The organism is Pararhizobium sp. LjRoot255, from assembly GCF_964252905.1.
GTDB lineage: Bacteria > Pseudomonadota > Alphaproteobacteria > Rhizobiales > Rhizobiaceae > Pararhizobium.
Window position 1 is genome coordinate 3,053,539 of the sequence record NZ_CAXUPQ020000001.1, and the last position, 16,267, is coordinate 3,069,805.

Sequence of the window (16,267 nt, forward strand, 5' to 3'; positions counted from 1 at the left end):
GCTTCCATGACGTCGAACTTCAATGTCCGCAGCGCGTCTGGTTATGAGCAACTCATGGGGCGCTGGAGCCGGCAGCTCGCACCTCGTCTGATCGACTTCGCAGGTCTGGCGGATGGCGAACGTGTCCTCGACGTGGGGTGCGGGACTGGCAGCCTGACATTTGCGCTTCCGAAAGCTGCCAATGTCAGCGAGATTGCCGCGATCGACTATTCGCCTGTCTTTGTCGAGGAAGCGACACGGCGCAACGCCGATCCGCGGATCACCATCCAGGAAGCAGATGCGTGCGCCCTTCCGTTTAAGGACGGGTACTTCGATCGAGCGCTGTCGCTTCTGGTTCTCCACTTCGTACCCGAGGCGGGAAAGGCGATCTCCGAAATGCGGCGCGTCGTGCGTCCGGGTGGTGTGGTCGCCGCCGCGGTCTGGGACCACCTCGGCGGCATGCCGGGCATGCGAATGATGGTGGATACCGTGGCCATGCTGGACGAAAATGCGCGCCAACTGCGGAGCCACTATTGTTTCCAGCCGATGATGCGGCCGGACGAAATGAAGCAGAGCTTCATCGAGCATGGGCTCACGGAGGTGGAGCAGGCCTCGCTCCTGATCCGAATGGACTACCAGTCGTTCGAAGATTACTGGGAGCCCATTGCCGCGGGCGAGGGGCCGCTGGGCAAGTATGTGGCTGCGCTTGCCCCTACACAACGGAAAGTTACTGACGCTGCGGTGAAGGCCGCCTATGAGGCGGGTCAGCCCGACGGACCAAGGTCGTTTGCAGCGGTGGCCTGGGCTTGTCGGGGCGTCGTTCCCTTCGCCTGATGGCCGGCTTTCGGAGCCGCCCTACTTCGCGGATGATCGCGATGGCTGCGGCGCGGCACCACTTTCAGGATACCGCGCCGTCCTGATCAGGCGTCGACGAGCGCCAACTGGGCCCGCGCCTGCAGGATCTGCGAGCAGGCGTTGGCGGCTTCCACACCCTTGACGACGAAATGGTCGCGGAAGAAGCGGATATGGGCTTCCGATTCCTGGAAATTGTGCGGTGTGAGTACGGTGGACAGGACGGGCACGCCGGTGTCGAGCTGCACCCGCATCATGCCGTCAAGCACGGTGCCAGCGACGAAATCGTGGCGGTAGATGCCGCCGTCGACGACGAATGCCGAGCCGATGATGGCCGAGAAGCGGCCGGTTTTCGCGAGCGTCTGCGCATGCAGCGGAATTTCAAGCGCGCCGGGTACGTCGAAGATTTCGACCTCCGATGCCTTGCCGCCGAGCTTTTCCCATTGGGCGACGAAGGCGTTGACGCATTGATCGACGATATCGGCGTGCCAACGCGCGCGGATGATGGCGATTTTCTGGGTGGGGTGGGAAGCGATTGTCATGTCAGTCTGGCCTTTCAAGGGTTGAGCCATTTTTCAATGATCCCTTGGGCGAACACGCAGGCGCAGTGACCCCTTGGATGGAGGTCGCCTGGTCTGCTTGCTCTCTTTCATCCGGACTTTAACCGTCGGCTCCGGAATTCAACCGGATCTGCTGACCTTCATACAGATATGCGGGCATACAGGTATGCGGGCATACGGGCATATGAAGCGCTCGCGGGCTCCGGAAATTTCTTCCCGTTACCGCCGGTGGGGAGTTTCACCCCGCCCTGAGAACGTGCAAGGCTGACTATAAGGATCGGCGTGCGGGCGTCAAACGCGGGGTGCGACGCGCGCAGCGAAAAAGGCGACAGATTTTTCCAATCAATCTGTCGCCCGGAACATATTTTTGCGGGATCGCGGATCGTTATTCGCGAATGATCAGCAGATCGCTCGCCGTAAATCGCAGGGTGACGACGTCGCCGACGGCCGGCGGGTTGAGGCCCGGTGCGTTGAACATGTCGAAGGAAATCACCTCCTCGCCGACCTTCATGCGGGTGCGGATGACGGAGCCGAGGAAGTTGCTGGAAACAACTTCACCGGTCAGTGCGGTGTCACCCTTTGCGCCCTCGGCGATCGAGCCCGCTTCGGGCCGCAGCGCCAGCGAAACCGTGTCGCCGGCCTTGACCGGGCCGAGAGGCTCGCGCAGCGTGATGCTCTGATCGCCGATCGCGATGCGATTTGCCGCGGGATCGACGACCTTCGCCTCAATCAGATTCAGCGTGCCGACGAAGGAAGCAACGAAGCGCGTCGCCGGCTTGTTGTAGATGTCGAACGGCGTGCCGATCTGGTCGGCGCGGCCAGCGTTCATCACGACGATGCGGTCGGAGATCGACAGCGCCTCTTCCTGGTCGTGCGTGACGAAAACGGTGGTGATGCCGAGCTGCTGCTGGATCATCCGGATTTCCTCGCGCAGGGAGACGCGGATCTTGGCGTCGAGGGCCGACAGCGGCTCGTCGAGCAGAAGCACCTGCGGTTTCGGCGCAAGGGCCCGGGCGAGGGCCACGCGCTGCTGCTGGCCGCCGGACATCTGATAGGGAAAGCGGTCGGCGAGGTGGCCGAGATGGATGAGCCCCAGCATTTCCTTGACGCGCGCTTCGACGGCCGCCTTGTCCATGCCGGCGACCTTCAGGCCGAAGGCGACGTTGTCGTGTACCGTCATGTTCGGGAACAGCGCATAGGCCTGGAAGACCATGCCGATATTGCGCTGGTTCGGCTTCAGTTCGTTCTGGTTGCGGTCGTTGATGACGACCGTTCCGGCCGATGGCGCTTCGAAGCCGGCGATCATTCTCAGAATTGTCGTCTTGCCGCAGCCCGACGGGCCGAGAAAGGAGACGAATTCTCCCTTTTCGATGGCCATGTCGAAATCCTTGACGACCTGGACGGGGCCGAAGCTCTTCTGAATGCCGGTGAGTTTGAGAAAGGACATGGACGATCAATACCTCAGGGCTTGGGAGGAGCCGATTTGTTGAAACGGGAGGCGAGCTGCAAAAGCGCCATCGAGAGCCAGGTGATCGCGAAAGCGATGATCGCAAGCGCCGGCGGCTCATAGGCGCGGTTGGCGCCGATGAGCTGCAGATAGGGACCAAAGGCCGGGCGGTTGAGCAGCGACGGCATGGTGAATTCGCCGATGACGATGGCAAAGGTGATGAAGGCGCCGGAGAGAACGCCGCTCATGACGTTCGGAAAAATGCATTTGAACATGATGGTCGGCCAGGATGCGCCCAGGCTCTGCGCCGCTTCCGTCAGGGTGCCGACGTCGATGGTGCGCATCGCGGTATCGACCGAGCGGTACATATAGGGCAGCGACAGTGTCATGAACGAGAACATCAGAAGCGTATCGGTGCCGCGTGCCGAGCCCGTGAAGGGGATATAGGACGACGAGTTGTAGAGGCGCAGGTAGCCGAACACGATGACGATCGCCGGGATGACCAGCGGCATCAGCGTGACGAATTCGACCACCGGCCGCATCTGCGGCAGGCGCAGGCGAACCCAGTAGGCGGTCGGCACTACCAGCAGGATGCCGAAGATGATGGTGAGGATCGCCATGACGATCGAGTAGCTGAAGGATTCCCGGAACTGGACGTCGGAGAACACCGAGCGATAGGCGTCGAAGGAATATTCGCCACGGCGCATGCGCAAGGAGAATTCGAACGTCGCGATCAAGGGGATGATGAAATAGGACGCGCCGAAAAGGATAGCGATCCAGGCGCCAATCTTCTGTGTCTTCATTTCTGCCACCGTTCGGCGCGCATGCGGAGCCAGATGTAGATGAGGTTGGAAATGCCGGTGATGACGATCATGCCGAGCGCCAGTGCATAGCCGAGGTTCGGATTGTGCAGCACGTCACCGCGGATCTGCGCATAGAGCTGGATCGGCACGATGTTGAAGGTCGAGCCGGTCAGCGAGTAAGCCGTGGCGATGGCGCCGAAGGCATTGGCGAAGAGAAGCAGCGTCGTGCCGAGGATGCTCGGGAACAGGATCGGCAGCGCCACTTTCATCCAGTATTGTGTATTGGTCGCGCCGAGGATTTCCGCCGCTTCCCGCCATTCCTTCTTCATGCCATCGAGCGCCGGCGTGATGATCAGCACCATCAGCGGGATCTGGAAATACATGTAGGTTAGCGTCAGGCCGATGAAGCTCAACAGGTTGAAGCCGGTGGCGTAGAGATTGATGCCGAACCAGTCGCGCAGCAAAAGCGTCACGAGGCCGGTGCGGCCAAGCGTGGCAAGAAAGGCGAAGGCCAGCGGCACGCCGGCGAAATTGGATGCGACGCCGGAAAAGGTCAGGAGCGAGGAGCGGATCCAGGAGGGCAGGCCACCGAGCACGACGGCCCAGGCGAGAAAGAAGCCGATGAAAGCACCGCCCAGCGACGACGCGAGGCTGACCTTTATTGAAATCCAGTAGGAGGCCAGAATCTTGTCGGTGAAGAGACCGGAAATGTTGTCGAAGGTGAACTCGCCGGCTGGGTTCAGGAACGCGCCAGTCACCAGATAGAGTGTCGGAGCGACCAGGAACATCAAGGCAAATATCATGAATGGCAAAATGCCGAGCCAATCAATCGCCGTCTTCTTTAAATCAATGGCCTGTCGAGCACTCATCCAAAAACCGATTTGCTAAATTGAGAAATGGCCTCCCCGCGCGGTCGCGGGAAGGCCTTGATGCGATAGCCTTACTGTACGTTCGCGCCGACGACGGTATCCCAGCCCTTGGTGATGACTTCCTTGTAGGCTTCCTGTTCTTCGAGTGTCGGGAACACGGCCTTTTCATAGGACGCGGCCGGCGGCAGCTTGGCGAGCAGATCCTGCGGGATCTTGCCGTTCTTGGCGAGATCGTTGAAGCGGATCGGGTGGCAATAGCCCTTCAGCCAGCCGAGTTGACCTTCGTCGGAATAAAGGTATTCCATCCACAGCTTGGCAGCATTCGGGTGGGGGGCGTAGGCCGAGATTGCCTGGACGTAGACACCGGCGACAACGCCCGTCTCCGGCACGACGACGTCGACCGGCGGGTTGCCGGCAAGCGTGTCACGGTCGGCGAGCGCGTTGTAGTCCCAGCGCAGGATGATCGGCGTCGTGCCCTGAGCGAGCGGAGCGGACTTGCCGATGACCGGGACGAAGTTACCCTTCGAGTTCAGTTCCTTGAAGAAGGCGAGGCCCGCTTCGCCGGCCTTGGCGACGTCGCCGCCAGCAGCCGAAAGACCGGCTGCGAACACGCCGGAGATGGCCTGGTTTGCGGTGCGCGGATCACCGGCAAGGGCGACCATGTTGGCGAATTCCGGCTTCAGGAGGTCGGCCCAGTCCTTCGGGCTTTCCTTGACGAGGTCCTTGTTCACTTCGAAGGCCATGACGCCGTAATAGTCGCCATACCAGTAGCCTTCAGCGTCCTTGGCCGAATCCGGGATCGTGTCCCAGGTTTCGACCTTGTAGGGCTGGATCAGCTTGTCCGCCTTTGCGGACGGGCCGAAGGAGAGGCCGACGTCGATAACGTCGGGAGCCTGGTCGCCCTTGTTGTCCTTGTTGGCCTTGATGGCTTCGATTTCATCGCCCGAACCGGCGTCCGGGTTGAGTTCGTTAACGGTCAGGCCGTACTTGGCCTTGAAGCCTTCGATGACGCCGCCGTAGCCGCACCAGTCGTGGGGCAGGGCGATGGTGGTCAGCGTGCCTTCTGCCTTGGCGGCGGCAATAAGTTCGGCGCTCGGCTCGGCGGCGGCAATGGCGGTCGATGCCATGACCATGGCGGTTGAAAGCGAAAGCAAGCGGCGCATATGTGAAATCACGGGTCTTCTCCTCTTGTGGTTATATCAGGCAGCTTCGGTGGAAGCTGATACTGGGGTCCGATGAAGCTTATGTGACGGGCAGTGTTCCCTTTGCGACGAGACATGCGCAGCCAGAACACCTTCATTTCATTTTCAAAATTTGAATCCGCCTGGATGCAGGCGGCAATTATACCACTGTTGAATTGCGGTTCGCGACATCCTTCGCCGGAATCCGGCGTCACGTCGCTGTTTCGTGCTCCTTTTAAAGCGGCTTGCGAAAAAGCCGTGTTGAATCGAACAGGCCCTCGAGCGTTTTCATCCGGTCGCGCGTCTCGTTCCAGATGGAACTCTGCACGGCCTCGATCAGCGCCTCGACGGCAAAAAGAATGACGACCGAGCTGTCCCATGCGGACGGTGCTTCGATCTGGATGCGGAAAACACGTCGTGCTGACTTGGCAATCGGAGAGCTCCACTGGTCGGTGAAGAGAATGATTTCGACGCCGCGCTCGCGGGCGATGCGGGCCAGCGTCTCCATCTCCTGCTCATAGCGGCGGATATCGAACATGATCAGGACGTCGCCCTTCTTCATGTCGAGCACGTAGTGCGGCCAGGAACTGGAATTGGTGGCGATCTGGGTCACGCCGGAGCGAATGACCTGCAGGTGCGTGAAGAAATAATCGGCCAGCGCACCGGTGATACGGCCGCCAACCAGATAGATATTGCGCTTGCGGTCGGCAATCATCGCGGCCGCGCCGTCGAACTCAGCCGTTTCGAGTTGGGCGAGAGTGGCGCGCATGTTGTTCATCATTGCGTCGGCGAAACGATTGAGGATATGCGTGCCCGGCGCATTGGCCGCCCAGCGGTCGTGCTTGCTGATCGGATTGGAGATTGTCGCCTCCAGCTCCTGATGAAGGCGGGACTGGAAATCGGGAAAACCGCGGAAACCGATCTTCTGCACCATGCGGGCAACGGTCGGTGTCGACACGCCTGCATTCTCGGCAACAGTCGTGATGCTGCCGAGTCCGGAAACCGGGTAATTGTCGAGAAGCGTCGCCGCCAACTGCTTCTCCGCGCGCGTCAGCACGGAGAAATGGGCGTTGATCACATCCGACACCGTCATAGTGCCTTCAGAGCTTGTCAATATCGATCCCCTGAGCCGGTCTTTGCCAGCTTTGTGACAGAGTAAACATCGCTGTCACAATTGGAGTCAATGGGTTTTTTGAAGAGATCGTTTCAGATTTCGGTTGACATGGGGAGGACTGTGAAGAATTCTTTTCATTAACGAATGCTGCGGCCCCTTTTTGCCGGGCCTGCTTTCAGTTCTGAGGGGCAACTGAAAAGGAAATCGCATCTGATGAAGCTTTTGACAGAGGCGGAGGGGTCGCCCGTCGCGGTGGAAAATCCGGAGGCATTGAGCCCGTTTCTGCTGGTATGCGAGCACGCATCGCGCCGTCTTCCCGAGAAAATGGGGACGCTCGGTCTTTCGCCCGACGCCCTGTCCAGCCACATCGCCTGGGATCCGGGGGCGCTTGCCGTGTCCCAGCTCCTGGTGAAAAGCCTCGATGCTGCGCTGATCTATCAGCGCTTTTCACGCCTGGTCTACGATTGCAATCGCCCTCCGGAGGCGGAAGCTGCCATGCCGCCCGTTAGCGAAGTGTTCGAGATACCGGGCAATGCTGCGATTTCAGCGTCAGAGCGCCAGGCGCGCACGGATGCGCTCTACGTGCCGTTCCGGGATGAACTCGCGGATTTCATCGCGGCGCGCAAGGCGAGCGGACGGCTACCGGTGCTGGTGACGATGCACAGTTTCACGCCCGTCTATCACGGCAGGCAGCGCGGCGTCGAAGTCGGCATTCTGCATGACACGGACAAAAGGCTGGCCGCCTCCATGCTGGCGGTGGCCGAGAGGACGAAGCGCTACGACGTTCGCCGCAACGAGCCCTATGGGCCAGCCGATGGCGTGACGCATACACTGATCGAGCACGGCGTGAAGAACGGTCTGCTCAACGTAATGATCGAGATCCGCAACGATCTCATACAGGATGAAGCCGGTCAAAAGGTCATGGCCGGCTATCTGACGGGCCTGCTGGGCGAAAGCCTTCAGGCACTGTCGTTATAAAAATAGACCTGGGGAGCGGCATGTCCGCGGAGACTGGTCCATGGGCATCCATGGACACTGGCACTGCAGCCGGCCGGCAATACCGCCGGAGGCTGGTCGATATAGGGGAAAAAGATGTCAGACTATACAGATACAGACAAGACGCAGGACATCCACGTCCTGCATTCGATGGGCTACGCTCAAGAACTCGAACGGAGCATGAGTTCGTTCTCGAACTTCGCCATTTCATTTTCGATCATCTGCATTCTGTCGGGTGGCATCAACTCACTGGCGCAGGCAACATCCGGCGTCGGTGGTGCTGCAATCGGAATCGGCTGGCCGGTCGGGTGCATTATCTCCGGCTTCTTTGCGTTGGGCATGGCCCAGATCGCTTCGGCCTATCCGACAGCCGGCGGTCTCTATCATTGGTCGTCCATTCTGGGGAACCGCTTCACCGGCTGGCTGACGGCATGGCTCAATCTGCTCGGGCTGATCACCGTTCTGGGCGCTATCAACATCGGTACGGCTCTATTCCTTGGCGGTACGTTCGGCGCGCAACTCGGTCTTCTCGGGGAAGACGGCCTCGTGTCGCCTGCAACCCAGGTCCTGCTTGTCGCAGGCTTTACACTCGTGCAGGTCATGATCAACCATTTTGGCATCAGCCTCACGGCCAAGCTCACCGATTTTTCAGGTTCCTTGATCCTGGTAACAGCGGCCGTTCTGACCATCGCCTGCCTGTATTTTGCACCCACCTGGGATTTCAGCCGCCTTTGGACGTTCACCAACAATTCGGGTGAGATCGGCGGTAACGTCTGGCCGCGATCCGAAAGCATGTGGTATATTTTCGGGCTTGGCCTTCTGCTCCCAATCTACACCATCACGGGGTATGACGCGTCCGCGCACACTTCCGAGGAAACCAAGAAAGCGGCTCATTCGGTGCCGCGCTCGATGGTATCTTCTGTGGTCTGGTCGTCGCTGGCGGGCTGGATCATGCTGAGCGCCTTTGTCATCGCCATTCCGGATATGGCGGAAGGTGCAAAGCAGGGCTGGAACGTGTTCTTCTATACGGTCAACACGATCATGCCTGCATGGCTGGTCACGATCCTGTTCATCGCGATCTTCATCGCGCAGTTCCTCTGCGGCCTTGCCACGGTCACGTCGGCATCACGCATGATCTTCGCTTTTTCGCGTGACAAGGGTCTGCCGGTTGGTTCCAAGGCGCTGTCCTCGGTCAGCCCGAAGTACCGCACGCCGGTCACGGCGATCTGGACGGCCGGTATTCTCGAGGTGCTTTTCGTCTGGGGTGCGCTGTTCATCTCGGTCGGTGAGGCCAGCCTCTACGTCACGGTCGTCAACGCCACCCTGATCTTCCTGTTCCTGTCCTTCGTGTTCCCGATCGTGCTCGGCATCTTTGCTTACGGTACGTCGAAATGGCCGGCTGCAGGCCCATGGGATCTCGGCGCCGGTCTCTACAAGCTGATCGCCACGCTTGCCGCCATCGGCATGGTTGTCATCATCTACATCGCCATCCAGCCGCCGAATGACAAGGTATTTGCCGTCACGCTGGGCTTGATCGTGCTGGCGGTGATCATCTGGTTCGCCTTTGAAGCCAAGCGCTTCCAGGGGCCGCCGATCGGCGACATGATCGAAAAGCGCAAGGCCGTTATCCTGGCTGCCGAAAAGGCCGTGGGCGAAGCCTGATCGTGACGGATCAAGATCTGGGCCGGCGGCTTGTCCGCCGGTCTGTTGTGCCAACCAGACGGCGCCGGGCGCCCAACACTGGATATTGATATGAGCGCGAGCTATTCGTTTGAGGAATTAAAACAAGATGTCGCCGAAGGCCGCATCGATACGGTTCTGGCCTGCCAGGTCGACATGCAGGGACGCCTGATGGGCAAGCGTTTCCATGCGCAGTTCTTTGTTGATAGCGCCTGGGAAGAGACCCATAGCTGCAACTACCTGCTGGCGACCGACATGGAGATGGAAACCGTTTCCGGCTACAAGTCGACCAGTTGGGAAGCGGGCTACGGCGACTATACGATGAAGCCGGACCTTTCGACGCTTCGCCGCATTCCATGGCTTGAAGGCACCGCGCTGGTTCTCTGCGACATGCTCGACCATCACACCCACAAGGAAGTGCCGCATTCGCCGCGCGCCATCCTCAAGCGCCAAATCGCTCGCCTGGAGGCCATGGGCCTTAAAGCCTACATGGCGACCGAACTCGAATTCTTCCTGTTTGACCAGAGCTATGACGACGCGCGCGAAAGTGGCTACCGCGACCTGAAGCTCGTCAGCGGCTATAATGAGGACTACCACATCTTCCAGACGACCAAGGAAGAAGATGTGATGCGGGCGATCCGCAACGGCCTGCAGGGTGCCGGCATTCCGGTTGAAAATTCCAAGGGCGAAGCGTCCGCCGGCCAGGAGGAAATCAACGTCCGCTATGCCGATGCGCTGACCATGGCCGACCGCCACGTGATCATCAAGAACGGCTGCAAGGAAATCGCCTGGTCGCGCGGCAAGGCGATCACCTTTCTCGCCAAGTGGAACTACCATGCCGCCGGCTCGTCGTCGCATATCCATCAGTCGCTCTGGAGCCTTGACGGCAAGACGTCGCAATTCTTCGACAAGGAAGCGAAATACGGCATGTCGGACACGATGCGCCATTACGTCGCCGGCCTTCTGACGCATGCGAGCGAGATCACCTATTTCCTCGCGCCGTACATCAACTCCTACAAGCGCTTCATGGCCGGAACCTTCGCACCGACCAAGGCCGTCTGGAGCAAGGACAACCGCACCGCCGGCTACCGGCTCTGCGGCGAGGGCACCAAGGCAATTCGCATCGAATGCCGCGTCGGCGGCTCCGATCTCAACCCCTACCTCGCGATGGCAGCCCTGATCGCCGCCGGCATTGCCGGCATCGAGGGCAAGCTGGAACTGGAAGCCCCGTTCGTCGGCGACGCTTATGGCGGCAAGAATATCCGCGAAATCCCGGGCACGCTGCGCGATGCGACGCGGGCCATGAACTCCTCGAAGATGTTACTTGACGCCTTCGGCGAGGACGTCATCGAGCATTACACCCGCGCCGCCGAATGGGAGCAGGAGGAATATGATCGCCGCGTGACCGATTGGGAGGTTGCCCGCGGGTTCGAGCGGGCGTGATTTTATCGCAACAATTGTGAAGGTTGTTGCTTTTTTTCTGCGTCCTTGCGATTATTGCTGCAGTCTTGTTGTGGTATTCGAAGGGTGCAGATGATCGACAGCGCATGGTTCAATCAGAAGCTCATCGAGAAAGGCGCGTCAGCTAGTGACCTGGCCCGTTTTCTCGGCGTTGACCGGAGCGCTGTATCGCGAATGCTGAAGGGACAACGAAAGATGAGCGCGGAAGAGCAGGACCTGATCGCTGACTATCTTGGCGCCAGCCTCTTGGAGGTCGCGGCCCGCAGGCGTGGCGAGTTGACGGGTTTTGCTGAGAGCAAGCAGGAAGGGTATGTCCATGACACGGCAAGAACAAATGGAAGGGGTGCTTTAGCCAAGGCCGCGCGGCGTGATACGGCCAGTGGGGACGCTCACTCATTGCCCGTGCATCCTGCTTTCGGCTGCATGGCGGGAACAATGACCATACCGGACGATCTGGATTTGACGGCGCCGATCGACGTTGAGTGGAGCGACAAACTTTATAATGAGTGAGGGACTTCTGCTCGATACCTGCGCGATTATCTGGATGGCAAATAAGAAATGGATGTCGCAGGCATCAATGGATGCATTTAGGGCGTTGTCGATCAACGGCGGTACGCTCTGTGTGTCAGCCATGTCCGCCTGGGAAATTGGAATGCTGATATCGCGCGGCAGGCTATCGGCCACGAAAGATGCGCTGCCATGGTTTGAGGATTTCGTGACGGCCGGCGATATAGTGGTCCATGCTGCGACACCCGCTGTCTTGATCGGCGCCGCTTACCTTCCCGAGCCACTGCACCGGGATCCTATGGATCGGATACTCATCGCCACCGCGCGTGAGCACGATCTCACCATAATCACACGCGACCGGGCCGTTCTTGAATACGGCGCGGCCGGACACGTTAGAACGCTCGCTTGCTGAGCCTTTGGAGTCGAACTATGAGTATGATCCAATGTATTTCCCCGGTGAACGGGGAGGTTTACGCGGAACGCCCGGCTGTCGACACGGCCACCGCTGCGGCTGCGGTCGCCCGCGCGCGGGCGGCTCAGAAGAGCTGGGCGAAACGGCCGGTCGAAGATCGGGTCAAGCTCGTGCTTGCCGGTGTCGCACGGCTCAACGAGATGGTTGACGAGGTCGTGCCTGAACTCGCCTGGCAGATGGGGCGGCCGGTGCGCTACGGCGGTGAGTTCCGCGGATTCAACGAGCGTTCGAACTACGTGGCGGCCATCGCAGCCGATGCGCTCGCGCCGATCATCGTCGAGGACAGCGCCAGCTTCGAGCGCCGCATCGAGCGTGTCGCCCATGGCGTCGTTTTCGTCATCGCTCCCTGGAACTATCCCTACATGACGGCGATCAATACGGTCGCGCCGGCGCTGATGGCGGGCAATGCCGTCATCCTCAAGCATGCGAGCCAGACGATTCTCGTCGGCGAGCGCATGGTGCGTGCTTTTGTCGAGGCCGGTGTTCCGGAGGATGCATTCCAGAACATCTTCCTCGACCACCAGACGACCTCTGCGCTGATTGCCGCCAAGAGCTTCGATTTCGTCAATTTCACCGGCTCCGTCGAGGGCGGCCGTTCGATCGAGCGGGCAGCGGCCGGTACCTTCACGGGTCTCGGCCTCGAACTCGGCGGCAAGGATCCGGGCTATGTGATGGAAGACGCCGATCTCGATGCGGCCGTCGACACGCTCATGGATGGCGCGATGTTCAATTCCGGGCAGTGCTGCTGCGGCATCGAGCGCATTTATGTGAATGAGAACCTCTACGACGCCTTCGTCGAAAAGGCCGTAGCCTTCGCCTCCGCCTACACGCTCGGCAATCCGCTCGAGCAGGAAACCACGCTCGGCCCGATGGCGCATAAGCGCTTTGCCGCAGAAGTCCGCGCACAGACGGCCGAAGCGATTGCCAAGGGCGCCAGGGCGCTGGTCGATCCGAAGCTGTTTCCGCAGGACGATGGCGGTGCCTATCTTGCGCCGCAGGTGCTTGTCGATGTCGATCACTCCATGAAGGTGATGACGGAAGAAAGCTTCGGCCCGGTCGTCGGCATCATGAAGGTGAAGACCGACGAAGAAGCACTGGCTTTGATGAATGACTGCAAGTACGGGCTTACCGTGTCGCTGTGGACGAAGGATGCCGAACGCGCGGCCCGGATCGGCAACGACCTCGAAACCGGCACCGTCTTCATGAACCGCGCCGATTATCTCGATCCGGCGCTCTGCTGGACCGGCGTCAAGGAAACGGGCCGCGGCGGCTCGCTTTCCGTCATCGGTTTCCAGAACCTGACCCGCCCGAAATCCTATCATCTGAAGAAAGCCTAAGCGATGACCATCACAGCCAACTGGAGCTATCCGACCGCCATCAAGTTCGGGGCGGGGCGGATCAAGGAACTTGCCGATCATTGCAAGGCACTCGGTATCAAGAAGCCTTTGTTGATCACCGATCGCGGCCTCGCGCCGATGCCGATCACCCAGAACGCACTCGATATCCTCGATGCCGCCGGTCTCGGCCGGGCTCTTTTCAGCGATGTCGATTCCAACCCGACCGACGTCAACCTCGCGGCCGGCGTCAAGGCCTTCAAGGACGGCGGCCATGACGGCGTGATCGCCTTCGGCGGCGGCTCCGGCCTCGATCTCGGCAAGTGCGTCGCCTTCATGGCCGGGCAGAAGCGGCCGGTCTGGGATTTCGAGGATATCGGCGACTGGTGGACGCGCGCCAGCGTCGAGGGCATCGCCCCGATCATCGCCGTGCCGACGACGGCCGGTACCGGCTCCGAAGTCGGCCGCGCTTCCGTCATCACCAATTCAGAGACGCATACGAAGAAGGTCATCTTCCATCCGAAGTTCCTGCCGGCAGTGACGATCTGCGACCCGGAACTGACGGTCGGCATGCCGAAGGTCATCACCGCCGGCACCGGCATGGATGCGTTTGCCCATTGCCTTGAAGCCTATTCCTCGCCGTTCTATCATCCGATGTCGGCCGGTATCGCGCTTGAAGGCCTGCGGCTGGTCAAGGAATATTTGCCGCGCGCCTATAAGGACGGGACGGATATCGAGGCCCGCGCCCATATGATGAGCGCAGCAGCCATGGGCGCCGTCGCCTTCCAGAAGGGGCTCGGCGCGATCCATTCGCTGTCGCATCCGGTTGGCGCGATCTACAACACCCACCACGGCATGACCAATGCTGTCGTCATGCCGCCGGTGCTGCGCTTCAACCGCCCGGCCATCGAGGACAAGATCGGCATGGCTGCCGCCTATCTCGGTATTTCCGGCGGCTTCGACGGCTTCTATGACTACGTCCTGAAGCTGCGCGAAGAACTGGGCGTGCCGGACCAGCTGTCGGCGCTTGGCGTCGGCACGGATCGGATCGACGAAATGGCTGCAATGGCGATCGTCGATCCGACAGCAGGCGGCAACCCGGTCGAGCTCACCCTTGAGGCTGCCAAGCAGCTCTTCAAAGAGTGCATCTGACCGGAGACGTGTCGCCTTTTTTCAAAGGGCGTCCTGATCTGCAATCATCATTTGAACGGAGCGATCCCGGCGGTCGCTCCGTTTTTTGTTTTCCGGCTAATGATTGTTTGCCGTTCGTTAACCCTGATTTGCAAGGCTGTAAGGCAATGAACGCCCTTCCATGAAGGGCGTGGCGATGGCAGTTGAGCGTGCCGGTGGAAGTGAGATGGCAGTAATTTCAATCGCGAATGCCAAGGGGGGAGCCGGCAAGACGACGGTGGCATTGCTTCTGGCCATGGAGTTTGCGCAAGCGGGCGGCAAGGTTGTCATTTTCGATTGCGACCCTCTGGCGTTCGCAGCCAAGTGGCACGGGTTGTCCGGTGTGGTCGACGGAATAGCCGCCGTGACCGGTGTGACCTTCGCCAATCTCGGTGCCAATCTGCGAGCCCAAAGCGGCCAGGCAAGCCATGTCATCATCGACCTGTCTGGAGCGCGCGACGCGCTGATCGCCTTGGCTGCCGGTCTTTCCGACTTGGTGCTCATTCCTGTGCAGGGCTGCGCCATGGATGCACAGGGCGCCGCGCACGTGCTCGATATCATCGGACAGGTGGCAAACAATGCGCATAGCCGCATCAATCATGCCGTGGTCCTGACCCGCGTCAGCTCGTTCGTCACCACGCGCGCCATCCGAAGCGTCAAGGCGTTGCTCGCCGAGCGCAACGTGGTATTGCTCGACACCCCCATCATCGAGCGTAGCGTTTATCGCGACATGTTTGAACATGGCGGCACGCTCTATACGATCGACGAAACAAAGGTCAGCAATCTCGCCAAGGCTTGGCGAAACATGCAAGGGCTGGCGACGGAGGTCCTGCACCTGATCAGCGGAGGGCCGCATCTGCAATCGAGCGGTTCCCTTGCGCGTATCCACTACAACGCGCCGGACCGCATCCCTCAATCAGAAGGCCTTGCCGATCATTCGCCGGTGGCGCGCGCGGCTCTGTCCTTCGAGCGCGACGCGATGCCTCCTTCGGCCGGCATCGTCAATTCTAACGAGGGGCGTGTTTAGATTTTCTTAACCACGATCTGAAAGGTTTGATTAACCGGAGCGCGATCGATCTTGCGCTTTACGGAGAGCCATGCCGGGGCTCGGACGCTTTTTCAGACAGGGACAGCAATGCCAGTCATCACATTTGCAAATACCAAGGGCGGCGCGGGCAAGACGACTGCCGCGCTTATCCTCGCGACGGAACTCGCACGCAACGGCGCACGCGTCACCATTCTCGATGCCGATCCCCAGCACTGGATCTCCCACTGGCATGAGATTTCGGGAAAGGTCGCGAACATCGAGGTCATTTCGAATGTGACGATGGCGTCGCTCCAGACGCATATTCGCGAAAACAGGGCCAGGACCGACTATTTCGTCATCGACCTCGCCGGCGCCCGCAACACGCTGATGGCCACCGCGATCGGTCTGTCCGACCATGTGATGATCCCGATCCAGGGCTGTGCGATGGATGCCAAAGGCGGCGCCCAGGTGCTTGAATTGCTCTGTCAGCTGCAAGAAAAGGCTGGCATCCGGATCAATCATTCCGTCGTCCTGACGCGCGTCAACTCGCTGGTAACGACACGGGCCCTGCAGGTGGTGAAGCAGCTGCTGGCCGAGCGTTCCGTTCCGGTGCTCAATACGCCGATCATCGAACGCGCCGCCTTCCGCGACATCTTCGACTGTGGCGGCACGCTGCAAGCGATGGACCCGGGTAAGGTCAGCAATCTCGACAAGGCCTGCGAAAACGCCCGCGCCTTCGGCGAGGAAGTGCGCAAGCTCGTTCCGCTTCGGTCGTTCAACCCGGTCCGCCGGGCGGCCTGATTGTACGACTGCAA

The 16,267-nt window shown here is 60.2% G+C and carries 16 protein-coding genes and 1 riboswitch; of the genes, 10 read left to right on the top strand and 6 right to left on the bottom strand.

Going from position 1 to position 16,267, the window contains the following annotated elements; all coding sequences use genetic code 11:
- Window positions 1-6 precede the first annotated feature (6 nt).
- Window positions 7-813 carry a class I SAM-dependent methyltransferase gene (locus ACSQ2W_RS14705; protein WP_436086912.1) on the top strand — a complete coding sequence of 269 codons (807 nt, stop codon included), beginning with the start codon at window positions 7-9 and terminating at the stop codon, window positions 811-813.
- A gap of 86 nt (window positions 814-899) precedes the next feature.
- On the opposite strand, the gene ACSQ2W_RS14710 is transcribed toward ACSQ2W_RS14705, so the two are convergent.
- The 6 genes from ACSQ2W_RS14710 to ACSQ2W_RS14735 form a co-directional block, all read right to left on the bottom strand.
- Window positions 900-1,373 carry a 6,7-dimethyl-8-ribityllumazine synthase gene (locus tag ACSQ2W_RS14710; RefSeq protein WP_436086913.1) on the bottom strand — a complete coding sequence of 158 codons (474 nt, stop codon included), beginning with the start codon at window positions 1,371-1,373 and terminating at the stop codon, window positions 900-902.
- Window positions 1,374-1,468: 95 nt separating this feature from the next.
- Window positions 1,469-1,651, bottom strand: a riboswitch (FMN riboswitch).
- Between the two features lie 125 nt (window positions 1,652-1,776).
- Window positions 1,777-2,838, bottom strand: a complete 1,062-nt coding sequence (locus tag ACSQ2W_RS14715; protein WP_436086914.1) for an ABC transporter ATP-binding protein — start codon at window positions 2,836-2,838, stop codon at window positions 1,777-1,779.
- Window positions 2,839-2,852: 14 nt separating this feature from the next.
- Window positions 2,853-3,641, bottom strand: a complete 789-nt coding sequence (locus ACSQ2W_RS14720; RefSeq protein WP_436086915.1) for an ABC transporter permease — start codon at window positions 3,639-3,641, stop codon at window positions 2,853-2,855.
- The gene (locus tag ACSQ2W_RS14725; RefSeq protein ID WP_436080812.1) at window positions 3,638-4,510 is read right to left on the bottom strand and encodes an ABC transporter permease; all 873 of its coding nucleotides are present in this window, start codon (window positions 4,508-4,510) and stop codon (window positions 3,638-3,640) included. Before ACSQ2W_RS14725 ends, ACSQ2W_RS14720 begins: the two co-directional genes overlap by 4 nt.
- 71 nt (window positions 4,511-4,581) lie before the next feature.
- Window positions 4,582-5,685 (bottom strand): ABC transporter substrate-binding protein, encoded by a 1,104-nt coding sequence (locus tag ACSQ2W_RS14730; protein WP_436086916.1) that lies wholly within the window; start codon window positions 5,683-5,685, stop codon window positions 4,582-4,584.
- 241 nt (window positions 5,686-5,926) lie between these two features.
- Window positions 5,927-6,784: a MurR/RpiR family transcriptional regulator gene (locus tag ACSQ2W_RS14735; protein WP_436087794.1), complete on the bottom strand. Its 858-nt coding sequence runs from the start codon at window positions 6,782-6,784 to the stop codon at window positions 5,927-5,929.
- Between the two features lie 231 nt (window positions 6,785-7,015).
- Between ACSQ2W_RS14735 and ACSQ2W_RS14740 the strand changes: the two genes are divergently transcribed.
- From ACSQ2W_RS14740 to ACSQ2W_RS14780, 9 genes are all read left to right on the top strand, one after another.
- Window positions 7,016-7,783, top strand: a complete 768-nt coding sequence (locus ACSQ2W_RS14740; protein WP_436087795.1) for an N-formylglutamate amidohydrolase — start codon at window positions 7,016-7,018, stop codon at window positions 7,781-7,783.
- Window positions 7,784-7,897: 114 nt separating this feature from the next.
- Window positions 7,898-9,463 (top strand): amino acid permease, encoded by a 1,566-nt coding sequence (locus ACSQ2W_RS14745; RefSeq protein ID WP_436086917.1) that lies wholly within the window; start codon window positions 7,898-7,900, stop codon window positions 9,461-9,463.
- A 90-nt stretch (window positions 9,464-9,553) separates the two neighbouring features.
- Window positions 9,554-10,924 (top strand): glutamine synthetase family protein, encoded by a 1,371-nt coding sequence (locus ACSQ2W_RS14750; RefSeq protein ID WP_436086918.1) that lies wholly within the window; start codon window positions 9,554-9,556, stop codon window positions 10,922-10,924.
- Between the two features lie 90 nt (window positions 10,925-11,014).
- Window positions 11,015-11,452, top strand: coding sequence for a helix-turn-helix domain-containing protein (locus ACSQ2W_RS14755; protein ID WP_436086919.1), 438 nt, complete (start codon window positions 11,015-11,017; stop codon window positions 11,450-11,452).
- Window positions 11,445-11,861: a type II toxin-antitoxin system VapC family toxin gene (locus ACSQ2W_RS14760; RefSeq protein ID WP_436086920.1), complete on the top strand. Its 417-nt coding sequence runs from the start codon at window positions 11,445-11,447 to the stop codon at window positions 11,859-11,861. Before ACSQ2W_RS14755 ends, ACSQ2W_RS14760 begins: the two co-directional genes overlap by 8 nt.
- Before the next feature lie 17 nt (window positions 11,862-11,878).
- Complete coding sequence (locus tag ACSQ2W_RS14765) at window positions 11,879-13,258, top strand: aldehyde dehydrogenase family protein (RefSeq protein WP_436086921.1); 1,380 nt, start codon at window positions 11,879-11,881, stop codon at window positions 13,256-13,258.
- A 3-nt stretch (window positions 13,259-13,261) separates the two neighbouring features.
- A complete protein-coding gene (locus ACSQ2W_RS14770; protein WP_436086922.1) occupies window positions 13,262-14,407 on the top strand; it encodes an iron-containing alcohol dehydrogenase in 1,146 nt (381 codons plus the stop codon).
- Between the two features lie 205 nt (window positions 14,408-14,612).
- Window positions 14,613-15,452: an AAA family ATPase gene (locus tag ACSQ2W_RS14775; RefSeq protein ID WP_436086923.1), complete on the top strand. Its 840-nt coding sequence runs from the start codon at window positions 14,613-14,615 to the stop codon at window positions 15,450-15,452.
- 108 nt (window positions 15,453-15,560) lie between these two features.
- Window positions 15,561-16,253, top strand: a complete 693-nt coding sequence (locus tag ACSQ2W_RS14780; protein WP_436086924.1) for an AAA family ATPase — start codon at window positions 15,561-15,563, stop codon at window positions 16,251-16,253.
- Window positions 16,254-16,267 lie beyond the last annotated feature (14 nt).